The 11,944-nt window shown below is 75.2% G+C and carries 11 protein-coding genes; 4 read left to right on the plus strand and 7 right to left on the minus strand.

Annotation, left to right across the window (positions count from 1 at the left end; genetic code table 11):
* Positions 1 to 29: 29 nt before the first annotated feature.
* A complete protein-coding gene (locus AB7F12_RS25890; protein ID WP_428499663.1) occupies positions 30 to 626 on the plus strand; it encodes a hypothetical protein in 597 nt (198 codons plus the stop codon).
* On the opposite strand, the gene AB7F12_RS25895 is transcribed toward AB7F12_RS25890, so the two are convergent.
* The 4 genes from AB7F12_RS25895 to AB7F12_RS25910 form a co-directional block, all read right to left on the minus strand.
* Positions 530 to 2,326, minus strand: a complete 1,797-nt coding sequence (locus AB7F12_RS25895; RefSeq protein ID WP_428516908.1) for an acyl-CoA dehydrogenase — start codon at positions 2,324 to 2,326, stop codon at positions 530 to 532. The two genes, AB7F12_RS25890 and AB7F12_RS25895, sit on opposite strands and share 97 nt — an antisense overlap.
* 72 nt (positions 2,327 to 2,398) lie before the next feature.
* Entirely contained in the window at positions 2,399 to 5,680 is a 3,282-nt protein-coding gene (locus AB7F12_RS25900; RefSeq protein ID WP_428498997.1) for a carboxyl transferase domain-containing protein, read from the minus strand.
* Entirely contained in the window at positions 5,677 to 6,882 is a 1,206-nt protein-coding gene (locus AB7F12_RS25905; RefSeq protein WP_428498998.1) for an acyl-CoA dehydrogenase family protein, read from the minus strand. The genes AB7F12_RS25900 and AB7F12_RS25905 overlap by 4 nt, the downstream gene beginning before the upstream one ends.
* The gene (locus tag AB7F12_RS25910) at positions 6,875 to 8,071 is read right to left on the minus strand and encodes an acyl-CoA dehydrogenase family protein (protein ID WP_428498999.1); all 1,197 of its coding nucleotides are present in this window, start codon (positions 8,069 to 8,071) and stop codon (positions 6,875 to 6,877) included. Before AB7F12_RS25910 ends, AB7F12_RS25905 begins: the two co-directional genes overlap by 8 nt.
* 136 nt (positions 8,072 to 8,207) lie before the next feature.
* Between AB7F12_RS25910 and AB7F12_RS25915 the strand changes: the two genes are divergently transcribed.
* Positions 8,208 to 8,567, plus strand: a complete 360-nt coding sequence (locus AB7F12_RS25915) for a DUF3040 domain-containing protein (protein WP_428499000.1) — start codon at positions 8,208 to 8,210, stop codon at positions 8,565 to 8,567.
* Between the two features lie 132 nt (positions 8,568 to 8,699).
* Here the strand turns inward: AB7F12_RS25915 and AB7F12_RS25920 are convergent, their stop codons facing one another.
* From AB7F12_RS25920 to AB7F12_RS25930, 3 genes are read right to left on the minus strand one after another with little or no spacing between them, the layout of a single operon-like run.
* Entirely contained in the window at positions 8,700 to 9,206 is a 507-nt protein-coding gene (locus AB7F12_RS25920; protein WP_428499001.1) for a universal stress protein, read from the minus strand.
* Positions 9,203 to 9,424: a hypothetical protein gene (locus tag AB7F12_RS25925; RefSeq protein ID WP_428499002.1), complete on the minus strand. Its 222-nt coding sequence runs from the start codon at positions 9,422 to 9,424 to the stop codon at positions 9,203 to 9,205. The genes AB7F12_RS25920 and AB7F12_RS25925 overlap by 4 nt, the downstream gene beginning before the upstream one ends.
* A complete protein-coding gene (locus tag AB7F12_RS25930; RefSeq protein ID WP_428499003.1) occupies positions 9,421 to 9,894 on the minus strand; it encodes a MarR family winged helix-turn-helix transcriptional regulator in 474 nt (157 codons plus the stop codon). The genes AB7F12_RS25925 and AB7F12_RS25930 overlap by 4 nt, the downstream gene beginning before the upstream one ends.
* Before the next feature lie 148 nt (positions 9,895 to 10,042).
* Between AB7F12_RS25930 and AB7F12_RS25935 the strand changes: the two genes are divergently transcribed.
* Positions 10,043 to 10,438, plus strand: coding sequence for a DUF6319 family protein (locus AB7F12_RS25935; RefSeq protein ID WP_428499004.1), 396 nt, complete (start codon positions 10,043 to 10,045; stop codon positions 10,436 to 10,438).
* Positions 10,439 to 10,445: 7 nt separating this feature from the next.
* On the plus strand, positions 10,446 to 11,921 hold the full coding sequence (locus tag AB7F12_RS25940) for an SDR family NAD(P)-dependent oxidoreductase (RefSeq protein WP_428499005.1): 1,476 nt from the start codon (positions 10,446 to 10,448) through the stop codon (positions 11,919 to 11,921).
* Positions 11,922 to 11,944 lie beyond the last annotated feature (23 nt).

Below are 11,944 nucleotides of genomic sequence, written 5' to 3' on the forward strand. Positions count from 1 at the left end.
TGTCGGTACCCACCGCTAACGTCCGGTGCATGGACGAGACAGCCGCGCCGACCTCACCGACGGGTGCCGCGCCGGTCATGGACCGCATCACCGCAGCGGTCGAACGGTCGCGCCGGGGCGACGTCGAGGCCGCCGCCGCGGAGTTCGACGCGCTGTGGGACGAGCTCACCGGCCCCGACGGCGACCCGTTCCACCGCTGCGTGCTCGCCCACTACGCGGCCGACGTGCAGCCCGACCCGCACGCCGAGCTGCTGTGGGACGAGCGGGCGCTCGCGGCGGCCGCCGGCGCGAGCGACGACAGCGCCCAGGCCCACCACCCGTCGCTGCGCATCGCCGGGTTCTACCCGTCGCTGCACCTCAACCTGGCCGACGTGCTGCGCCGCCTCGGCGATCACGGGCGGGCCCGCGAGCACGTCGAGGCCGCCCGGGCGCGGATGGGCGACCTCCCCGACGACGAGGCCACCGCCGGCTACCGCGAGACGATCCGCACGGCGCTCGACCGGGTGGAGCGCGACCTCGACGCCGCCTCTCAGAACCACTCGTCCTTCATGTCGACGGTGGTGCGGTCCACGCTCGCCAGCAGGTCCAGCCACGGGCCCGTGCGCGGGAGCTCGTGGCGCAGGTAGAAGCGGGCGGCGGCGCGCTTGCCGTCGTACAGCTCGCCCGGCCGGTCCCCCGCGGCGAGCAGCTGCTCCAGCCACATCCAGCCGACGACGACGTGCCCGACCGTCTCCAGGTAGACCGACGCGTTCGCCAGTGACACCGCCGGGTCGCCCGCCGCCCAGAGCGTCGCGGTGACACCGACGACCCGCGCCACCGCGGCGTCGAGGGCCGCCGCGAGCTCCCCCGCGGTCCCGTCCACGTCCGCGGCCCGCGCCGTCGCGGCCCGGATCGTCTCGACCAGCAGCGTCAGCCCGGCGCCGCCCTGCATGACGACCTTGCGCCCCAACAGGTCGATGGCCTGGATGCCGTGGGTGCCCTCGTGGATGGCGTTGAGCCGGTTGTCGCGGTAGAGCTGCTCGACGTCGTACTCGCGGGTGTAGCCGTAGCCGCCGTGGACCTGGATGGCGAGGTCGTTCGCGGCCAGGCACCACTGCGCCGGCCAGCTCTTCGCGACCGGCGTCAGCACCTCCAGCAGCAGGTGGGCCCGCTCGCGGTCGCCCACGTCGGCGGCGGTGCGTTCCTCGTCGAGCAGCCGCGCGCAGTAGAGGACCAGCGCGAGCGCGCCCTCCACATAGCACTTCGACGCCAGCAGCATCCGCTTCACATCGGCGTGCGCGACGAGCGGGACCTGCGGCGCCGACGGGTCCTTCGCCCCCGGCAGGCGGCCCTGCGGACGGGTCCGTGCGTAGTCGAGCGCGTGCAGGTAGCCCGCGTAGCCGAGCGCGGTCGCGCCGCCCCCCACCCCGACCCGGGCCTCGTTCATCATGTGGAACATCTGGGCGAGCCCCTGTCCCGGCTCCCCCACCAGGTAGCCGACGGCACCCGGCTCCCCGCCGGTGGTGAACCGGCCCTCCCCGAAGTTCAGCAGCGTGTTGACGGTGCCGCGGTAGCCCATCTTGTGGTTGAGCCCGGCGAGGACGACGTCGTTGCGCTCCCCGACCGCGCCGTCGGCGGCCATCAGGAACCGCGGCACGACGAACAGCGAGATGCCCCTGACCCCGGGCGGCGAGCCGGGGATGCGGGCCAGCACGAGGTGGACGATGTTCTCCGACAGCTCGTGGTCCCCGCCGGAGATCCACATCTTCGTGCCGGTCACCCGGTACGTGCCGTCGGGACGGGCCTCGGCGCGGGTGGTGACGTCGGACAGCGACGACCCGGCCTGCGGCTCGGACAGGCACATCGTCCCGGTGAAGCGACCCTCCACCATGGGCCGCACCCACGTGTCGACCTGCTCGGGCGAACCGTGCGCGAGCAGCAGGTTCGCGTTGGCGACGGTCAGGAACGGATACGCGGCGGTGCCGACGTTGGCGGCGTGCAGCCACAGGAAACAGGCCTGCGCGACGACCTGCGGCAGCTGCATCCCGCCGACCGACTCGTCCATCGCCGCACCGATCATCCCGGTGCCGGCGAGCACCCGCAGGGCCTCACCGACCTCCGCGGGCAGGTGGACGCGCTCGCCGTCGAACACCGGCTCGTGGGCGTCGGAGAGCTTGCGGTGCGGGGCGAAGTGCTCGGTGGCGACCTCCTCGGCCAGGTCGAGCACAGCGGCGAAGGTGTCACGGTCGTGGGCGGCGAAGCGGGGTCGCGACGTCAGCTTCTCGACCTGTAACCAGTCGTTGAGCAGGAAGTCGAGATCCCGCCTCGACAACAACAGCGATCGCATCCGCACACCGTGCCACCCACCCGGCCGGCGCGCCGCGCGGCCCGACCGGCGCCGGGCCGCCCGACGCCCGGCTCACCAGGTGTCGACGTTCGGGCGACGCGCACCCATGTGCTGCGGCACATAACCGCGGAAGCCCTCGACGATCCAGCGCCGCGTCTCGACCGGGTCGATGACGTCGTCGATCTCGAACACGCTCGCGGTGTTGGTCGCCTTGCCCTGCTCGTACATCTCCGCGACGAGCTTGCGGTACAACGCGTCCCGCTCCACCGGGTCCGCCACCGCCGCCAGCTCCTTGCGGAAGCCCAGGCGCACCGCACCCTCCAGCCCCATACCCCCGAACTCACCGGTCGGCCACGCGACGCAGAACTGCGGCGCCTTCGTCGAGCCGCCGCCCATCGACTGCCCACCGAGGCCGTAGCACTTGCGCACCACGACCATCCCGATCGGGACGTCGACGTTCGCGCCGACGACGAACATCCGCGAGAAGTGCCGCACCGTCGCCGTGCGCTCCGACTCCGGCCCGACCATGAACCCCGGCGTGTCGACGAGCGAGACGACCGGGAGCCCGAACGCGTCGCACAGCTGCAGGAAGCGGGCGGCCTTGTCGGCGCCGTCACGGTCGATCGCCCCGCCCAGGTGGGTCGGGTCGTTGGCCAGCAGCCCCATCGGGCGGCCCTCGACCCGCACGAGCGCGGTGACCATCCCGGCGGCGAACCCGTGGCGCAGCTCCAGCACCGACCCGATGTCGGCCAGGCCCTCGACCACCGCGCGCACGTCGTAGACCCGCACCCGGTTCTCCGGCACGACGTGCCGCAACAGCCGCTGGTCCGGCGCCTCCCAGACCTCGCGCGGGCCCTGGAAGTACGACAGGTAGCGGCGGGCGACGTCGACGGCCTCGGCCTCGTCGGCGACCAGGACGTCGACGACGCCGTTGGGCACCTGGTCGCGCATCGGCCCGATCTCGCCCGGCTCGACCACCCCCAGCCCGCCGCCCTCGATCATCGCCGGGCCGCCCATGCCGAGGTTCGCGTCCTCGGTGGCGATGACGACGTCGCAGCAGCCGGCGAGCGCGGCGTTGCCCGCGAAGCAGTAACCGGACACGATCCCGACCAGCGGCACCCGCCCCGACAGCCGGCCGAACAGGTGGAACGCGGGCACGTCGAGCATCGACACCCAGCTGCCGTCGGTGTCGCCGGGCCGCCCACCCCCACCCTCGCAGAACACCACCAGCGGCAGCATCCGCTGCTCGGCCAGCTCGAAGAGCCGGTCCTTCTTCTTGTGGTTGTGGGCGCCCTGCGTGCCGGCGAGGACGGTGTAGTCGTAGGACATCACCACGACCTGGTGGCCGCCGACGTCCGCGGTCCCGGCGACGAGACCGTCGGCCGGGGTACGTTCGACGAGGTCGTCGACGGTGCGGCGGCGGCGTTGCGCCGCGATCGCGAGCGCGCCGTACTCGACGAAGGTGCCGGGGTCGACGAGGTCGTCGAGGTTCTCCCGGGCGGTGCGCCGCCCCGCGCCGCGGCGTCGGGCGACGGCGTCGGGGCGGGCGGCGTCGAGGCCGACCGCCCGGCGGCGCAGCACCTGGTCGAGGTCGTCGCGGATGTGACCGGGATCGAGGTCCGCGGCCTCGGCGGCCACACCACCCGCGGCCGCGCGTTCCTCGAGGTGCACCGCCGCGGCGCCTGCGGGCGGGGTGTCGCCGACGGCGAGGTCGACGCGCCGGACGACACCCGCCGTGGGCGCGACGACGGGGTGTTCCATCTTCATCGCCTCGAGCACCAGCAGCGTGGCGCCCGCGGCGACCTCGTCACCCTCACCGACGTCGACGGTGACGACGGTGCCGGTCGTGGGCACGGTGACGGTGAGCGCGCCGTCGACCGCCGGTCGCGGCAGCCCCGGCCCGGCTGCCGCCGCGGACGGTGCCGATGCGCCCGCCACCGCGGACGGTGCCGATGCGCCCGCCACCGCGGACGGTGCCGACGCGCCCGCCACCGCGGCGAGTGCCGGCAGGTGTGTGTCCAGGAAGTCCGTGCCCGACTCCCCCGGCACCCAGTCCGGGTCGTCGAGCACCGCGCGCAGCAGGCCGACGGTGGTGTCCACGCCCCCGACGACCGTCTCCGCGAGCGCCCGGCGAGCCACGGCGAGCGCGGCACCGAGGTCGGCGCCGTGCGCGATCACCTTGGCCAGCAACGGGTCGAAGCGCGGGTTCGTGGCGTAGCCGGGGTGGGCGGCAGCGTCCACACGCACCCCGCGTCCCGACGGCAGCGCCAGCTCGGTGATCGTCCCCGCGGCCGGGTACAGGCCGTCGGGCGTGACCGTCTCGGTGGTGACACGCAGCTGGATCGCGGTGCCGCGCGGCGCGGGCGGCCGCTCGCCGAGGCCCAGCTCGGCGAGGGTCGCGCCGGCGGCCAGCCGCAGCCCGGTCGCGACCAGGTCGAGGCCACTGACCTCCTCGGTGACCGGGTGCTCGACCTGCAGCCGCGGGTTGACCTCCAGGAAGGCGACGGCGGAACCGGACACGAGGAACTCGACCGTCCCCAGTCCGCGGTAGCCGCTGCCGACGATCGCCTCCGCGGCGGCGGCGAGCCGCTCGCGGACGGCGTCGGACAGGCCGGGGGCGGGCGCGATCTCGACGAGCTTCTGGTGGCGGCGCTGCACGCTGCAGTCGCGGTCGCCCAGCGCGACCGCACGCTCCCCGTCGCCCGCGACCTGCACCTCGACGTGGCGGGCGTCGGCGACGAGCCGTTCGACGTACACCCCGCCCCCGCCGGTGGCCGCGGCCGCCTCCCGGGCCGCCGACGCGTACGCCGCGGGCAGCGAGGCGCGGTCGCGCACCGGCCGGATCCCCCGCCCACCGCCGCCCGAGACGGCCTTGAGCACCACGGCGGCGCCCTCACCCAGGGCGTCGAGGAACGCGGCGGCGCCGTCGAGGTCGACCGGGCCGTCGGTGCCCTCCGGGACCGGGATTCCTGCCGCGACCGCGACCTCCCGGGCGCGGGTCTTGTCCCCGAAGCGTTCCAGCGCCTCCGCGGACGGGCCGACGAACGTCAGCGCGGCGTCGGCGCAGGCCCGCGCGAGCGCGGGGTTCTCCGACAGGAAGCCGTAGCCGGGGTGCACCGTGTCGCAGCCGGACTCGCGCGCCGCCGCGACGACCGCGTCGACGTCGAGGTAGGCCGCGGGGCCCTCGCCGGGCAGCGCCACCGAGGCCGGGGCGGCGCGCACGTGCGGGGCGTCGGCGTCGTCGGCGGAGAAGCCGACCACCGCCCCGACGCCCAGCTCCGCGCACGTCCGCAGGATCCGGATCGCGACCTCGCCACGGTTCGCCACGAGGACGCGGTTCGGGAGCACCGTCATGCCCGGCCGTCCGCCACCGGCGGCACCCCGGGTGTGGCGCGGACGTGGTCGAGCACCGCCGCCGCGATCCGGTCGCGGTGGATCTCCGCCCCGCCCAGCAGCGCCGCGTCGGTCACCGCCCGCTTGAAGTACAGGTGCGCATCGTGCTCCCAGGTGAACCCGATGCCGCCGTGCAGCTGGATCGCGTCGGCGGCCACCCGGTAGTACGCCTCCGAGCACGTCGCCTGCGCGATGCTCGTCGCGAGGAACGGGTCGTCGCCGCCGGTCTGCAACGCCCACGCGGCGTGCTGCGCGGTCGAGCGGGCGTGCTCGACGAGCACGAGCATGTCGGCGAGGCGGTGCTTCACCGCCTGGAACGAGCCGATCGGGCGGCCGAACTGCAGCCGCTCCTTCGCGTGGGCGACGGTCACGTCCAGCATGTGCTGCGCCCCGCCGACCTGCTCGGCCGCGAGCAGCGCCGACGCCGCGTAGAACGCGTGGCCGAGGACGCCGTCGATCTCGTCGGCGCCCGCGAGCAGCCGGGCGGGTGCCTCCCGCATCCGCAGCGTCGCCTGCCGTCGCGTCAGGTCCAGCGTCGTCAGCGGCTCGGTCTCGACCTGCTCGATCCCACCGGGCACGGCGAACAGCGCGATGCCCTCCGGCCCGCTGGCGGCGACGAGCAGGACGTCGGCGCCCGCGGCGTCGACGACCTGGGGCACGACCCCCGTCAGCTCCCAGCCCTCGCCCGCGTGCACGGCGCCGACGGTGATGGCGTGCGGATCGAACAGCCCGGCCCGTTCGGGCGCGGCCAGCGCCGCGGTGCGGGCGCCCGCCACCAGCGGCGGCACCAGCTCCGCGCGCAACGGCCCCGCCGACGACGCCACCAGCGCCGGCAGCGCCAGCCCGATCGTCCCCACCACCGGCCCGCACAGCAGCGCCGCGCCCAGCTCCTCGGCGACGATCGCCTGCTCGACCATCCCGGCCCCGGCACCACCGAGCTCCTCCGGCACCGCGAGCCCGAGCACGCCGAGCTCGCGGCCCAGCCGGGACCAGACGGCCGCGTCGAAACCCGTGTCGGACTCCATGTGCCGGCGCACCGCCGCGGAGTCGGACTGCACGGCACAGAACCGCCGCACCGCGGCACGCAGCTCCTGCTGCTCGGCGGAGACGTCGAACTCGGCGGGCGCGGCGCCCACCTCGGCGTCGGTCACGGTGTCAGCCACGCGGCACGTCCTTCCACGCCTTGCCCGCATCCGCGCGCAGGTCACCCGGCAGCCCCAGGACCCGCTCGCCCAGGACGTTGCGCAGCACCTCCGACGTGCCGCCCTCGATCGTGTTGGCCCGCGACCGCAGGAACCGCTGCTGCACCGCGCCCCGCCAGTCGGCGTCGCGCCCGCCCTCGCGGCGCACCTCGTAGGAGCCGTACAGCGTGCCCTCGGGCCCGAGCAGGTCCATGCAGAACTCGTAGACGTCCTGGTTGAGCTCGGCGGCCACCAGCTTGCTCACCGAGCCCTCGGGGCCGGGCGAGCCCGCGGTGGCCGTGCGCCGCGCCCGGGCGGCGGTCAGCCGCTGCGCCTCCGCGCGCGTCCACAGCGCCGCCAGCCGGTCGCGCAGCACCGGCGTGCGCCGGTGCGGACGGTCCGCCCACAGCGCCAGCGCGTCGGCGATCGGCCCCGACCCGCGTTCCGCGCCGCCCGCCCCGATCGCCGACCGCTCGTTCATCAGCGTCGTCATCGCGACGCGCCACCCGTCGCCGACCGCGCCGAGCCGGTGCTCGTCGGGGATGCGGGCGTCCTCGAGGAAGACCTCGTTGAACTCGGCCTGCCCGGTCATCTGGCGCAGCGGCCGCGTCCGCACCCCGTCGGCCTGCATGTCCAGCACGAAGTAGGTCAGCCCCTTGTGCTTGGGCTGGTCGGGGTCGGTGCGGGCCAGCAGCAGGGCCCACTTCGCGCGGTGGGCGAGGCTCGTCCACACCTTCTGGCCGTTGAGGACCCAGCTGTCACCGTCGCGCACCGCGCTGGTCGCCAGGCCCGCGAGGTCGGACCCGGCGCCCGGCTCGGAGAACAGCTGGCACCAGATGTCCTCGGTCGTGGCCAGCGGCCGCAGCCAGGAGCGGGCCAGCTCGGGGGAACGGGCGTGCTCGGACAGCGTGGGCGCGGCCATCCCGTAGCCGATGGGGTTGAGCCAGAACGGGACCGGCCCGCCCGCGGCCTGCAGTACCGCGTCGGCCGACGCCTGCAGCCCCCGCGACACCCCCAGCCCGCCCAGGCCCTCGGGGAAATGCACCCACGAGAGCCCCGCGTCGAAGCAGGCGCCGAGGAACTCCTGGACCGGGACGCGGCGCGGGTCGTGATCGGTGACGACCTGCGCGGCCACCTCCTCCACCCGTGTGGCGTCGACGGCTGTGCTCATGGTCCCCCCGGCGGTGATCGTCTGCGCGGTGATCGTCGGCAGCGACGGTCCGCCGACCGTACGACGACGGCACCCGCGCTGCCGAGGATGGTCGGCGAACGGGTGTGAACAGCCTCCGAACGGGGTAGCAGCAGGTGTGACTCCCCCGGAACCGGAGACGCCGCTGAGCTCCGCGGAGCGGCAGCGTCTCGAGCAGCTGGAACGCCAACTGGTCGTGCAGTTCCCCGACCTCGACGACGCGTTGCGCGGAAAGCGCCGACGCCGTCGCCCACCGGTGCCCTCGCCCGAGCTCGCCCTCGCCGCGGTCCTCGCGGTGAGCCTGCTCGTGGCGGCGGTCCTGCTGGGCGGGCCGGGACTGGGTGCGGCGGAGCTGGCGGCGATGTGCGTCACCGCGGTCCTGGTGTTCGGGGTCCCGGCGCTGATGCGCCGCCGCGCGCAGCGGGCCACCCCCGGCGCGGCCCCCAGCACCGGTTCCCCGGCCACGCCTCCGACCTGACCGTCGCGGTCCCGCCACAGCCCGGGCCGCCGCCCCACCGTCGGACGTGTCGTCAGCGCAGCGGAGCCGCACTGGTGACACGTCGGGCTCCGGTCAGCGCGGCGTGGCCGACGGCCCGGGGCGCCACCGGCGCTACGGGACGACGGTGACCGGGCGCTGACCCGCCTTCACCGTCCTGACGGCCACCGAGCCGAACAGCCGGTGCCCGGCCTGCACGCTGGCACCGACGACGATCGCGTCCGCCCGCACCTGCTCGGCGACCTGCAGCAGCGCGACCACGGGGTCGGCGACGCGGACGACGAGCTCCGTCGCGACGCCGAACTCCTCCCCCAGCTCCGCGACGGTCGCGGCCAGCGACCGGCGGAACGCCTCGTCGGCCTCGCCGTCGACGATCGGGACCATCGTCGGTGTCGCCATCAACGGCGTCTGCCGCTCCGCGTGGACCGCGACGACCCGGCTGCGTTGCCGCCGGGCCTGCCCCACCGCGTAGTACAGGGCGCGCCAGCCCGTGTCCGACCCGTCGATGCCGACGACGAGCGTCGAGGGGCCGTCGCAGCCCAGCTCGAACCGGTGGCGGTGGCCGGGAGCGGGCCGCAGCTCCTCCGGCTCCTCCCCCGGCTGCGACGACGCCGCGGTCACCGGTTGCTCCCGCCGACCGCGTGGTCCCCGCGGCTGCGCCTGGTCAGGGCCTCTTCGGCGAGCACGGCCGCTTCCGCCGCCGCGGGCACCCCGGTGACGGCCTCCTGCGCGGCGGCGTCCTCGGCGGCGCGGGCGGCCTCCGCGTCGGCGGCGTCGAGGGCGGGGGCGACGGTGTGCAGCAGGAGCGCCCCGGCGACGACCGCGGGGTGCGCGGTCATTCGGACTCCGGCGGGGGCTCGGTGGCCTGGTCGGCGAGCCGGCCGAGGGCGGGCACGGCGGCCAGCAGGGCGCGGCGCTCCGCCGCGGACAGCGCCCGCAGGTGCGTCACGACGGTCTCGGCGCGCAGCCGGTGGCGCTCGCGGATGTAGTCGCGACCGGCATCGGTGAGCGAGACGAGGGTGGCGCGGCCGTCGGTGGGGTCTGGGGAACGGGTGACGAGGCCGGCGGTGGCGAGGCGGGCGACGAGCCCGGTCATGCCGGGCTGCGAGATCGACTCGCGGGCGACCAGGTCCGAGACCCGTTGTGGGCCGGAGCGGTCGAGGGAGTCGAGGGTGGAGAGGGCGACGAGGTTCCACTCGGCGGGCGGGCTCGACCGGCGTACCCAGCTGCTGACCTGCTCCAGTGTGGCCGCGAGGCGGGTGAGCTCGGGGGCGTCGCCGGTGCGGCAGGCGTCGGCAGGTGCGGACATACCCCGAATTTACATCGGGCGTCGATATAAATGCACGACGCCGTGGGCCCACGGGCGTGCGATCCACGCCACGTACCCGCATCCGGACGATTCGAACAGCCGTTCTACGATCACCCTGTTCGGTGGAGCGACCACGAGAGGCGTGCACGTGACGACCCCTGACGACCCCCGGCCCGAGAGCCCGACGGCCACCCCCGGTTCCGCCGAGGCGGGTGCCGAGGCGGCTGCGCCACGGCGTCGTGGCCGTCCGAAGGGATCCGCCTCCGCGGCCCGGCGCACCCGCCTGATCGAGCTGACGCTCACCGTCAGCGGCAGCGCCGACGGCGAGTGGCAGGCCGATCTCAAGCGCGGCACCGACTGGGTCGCCCGCGCGCTGCCCGTCACCGCCACCGCGGTGACGCGCGCGGCCGCCGAGCTGCACGCCGACCTCGCCGGGCCCATCGAGGAGGTCGTCGCCGCCGCGCGCACCGAGCGCGAGGCCCGCGTCGCCGCGCTGGAGGCCGAGCTGGAACAGGCCCGCAAGGCCCTCGAAGAGTTCGCCTGAGCCTGCCGTGACCGCATCCACCGACACCCCACCGCTCGTCGAGGGCCTCGACCCCGAGGAGCTCGCCGTCTGCCTGCGCGTGCTCGCCCAGGTCGACGCGCTGCCCACCGAACACCCCGACGCCGTCACGATCCGGCGCGCCACCGCAGGCATCTGGAAGTCGGTGCGCCAGCGCAGGCGCAAGGCCAAGCGCGACGCCGTCACCGAGGCCGACCGGGCCGTCACCGAGGCCACCGCCACCGGCGCCCCCGGCCGCATCGACGACGAGACCCGCGGCGTCCCGCTGGTGTCGGCCACGCCGGGCGCCACCGCGGGCACCCTGCAGCGCGCCCGGTCCTGCTACACCTGCAAGCAGCGCTACACCCTCGTCGACGCGTTCTACCACCAGCTCTGCCCGCCCTGCGCCGCGCTCAACCGCTCCCGCCGCGACGCCCGCACCGACCTCACCGGCCGCCGGGCGCTGCTCACCGGCGGGCGCGCCAAGATCGGCATGTACATCGCGCTGCGGCTGCTGCGCGACGGCGCGGAGACGACGATCACCACCCGGTTCCCCCACGACGCGGCCCGCCGGTTCGCCGCGATGCCCGACAGCGCCGACTGGCTGCACCGGCTGCGGATCGTCGGCATCGACCTGCGCGACCCGGCACAGGTCGTGCGCCTCGCCGACGACGTCGCCGCCCGCGGGCACCTCGACGTCCTGATCAACAACGCGGCGCAGACGGTGCGCCGCTCCCCCGGCTCCTACTCCGCGCTCGTCGCCGCCGAACACGAGGCGCTGCCCGCCGGGACGGTCCCCGAGGTCGTGCGCTTCGGCGACGTGTCGGCGGCCCACCCCGCTGCGCTCACCGGGGCGCTGCGCCCGGCCACGCTGGAGTCGGCGGCGCTCTCGCCGCACGCGCTCACCGAGCTCGCGCTCACCGCGGGCAGCGCCGACCCCGAGCGGGTCGAGGCCGGCATCGTCTCGATCGACGCGGGCGGCCTGCTGCCCGACACCGCGCACGTCAACAGCTGGACCCAGCCCGTCGAGGACGTCGACCCGCTGGAGCTGCTCGAGGTCCAGCTGTGCAACCAGACGGCACCGTTCATCCTGATCTCGCGGTTGCGGCCGGCGCTGGCGGCCTCGCCCGCGCGGCGCACCTACGTCGTCAACGTGAGCGCGATGGAGGGGCAGTTCCACCGCGCCTACAAGGGCCCCGGCCACCCCCACACCAACATGTCGAAGGCGGCGCTGAACATGCTCACGCGCACGTCGTCGACGGAGATGCTGGAGACCGACGGGATCCTGATGACGGCCGTCGACACCGGGTGGATCACCGACGAGCGGCCCCACCCGATGCGGCTGCGGCTCGCACAGGAGGGCTTCCACGCCCCGCTCGACCTCGTCGACGGTGCGGCCCGGGTGTACGACCCGATCGTCCGCGGCGAGGCGGGCGAGGACCTGCACGGCTGCTTCCTGAAGGACTACGAGCCGTCCAACTGGTGACACACGGCCGGTCACGGACTGGC

The sequence above is a fragment of the Pseudonocardia sp. genome, assembly GCF_050250275.1.
Lineage (GTDB): Bacteria > Actinomycetota > Actinomycetes > Mycobacteriales > Pseudonocardiaceae > Pseudonocardia.

Bases quoted from the DNA above. Each gene is read 5' to 3' on its own strand.
- AB7F12_RS25895 (WP_428516908.1), bottom strand. From the start codon at position 2,326: ATGCGATCGCTGTTGTTGTCGAGGCGGGATCTCGACTTCCTGCTCAAC.
- AB7F12_RS25890 (WP_428499663.1), top strand. From the start codon at position 30: ATGGACGAGACAGCCGCGCCGACCTCACCGACGGGTGCCGCGCCGGTC.
- AB7F12_RS25900 (WP_428498997.1), bottom strand. From the start codon at position 5,680: ATGACGGTGCTCCCGAACCGCGTCCTCGTGGCGAACCGTGGCGAGGTC.
- AB7F12_RS25910 (WP_428498999.1), bottom strand. From the start codon at position 8,071: ATGAGCACAGCCGTCGACGCCACACGGGTGGAGGAGGTGGCCGCGCAG.
- AB7F12_RS25925 (WP_428499002.1), bottom strand. From the start codon at position 9,424: ATGACCGCGCACCCCGCGGTCGTCGCCGGGGCGCTCCTGCTGCACACC.
- AB7F12_RS25930 (WP_428499003.1), bottom strand. From the start codon at position 9,894: ATGTCCGCACCTGCCGACGCCTGCCGCACCGGCGACGCCCCCGAGCTC.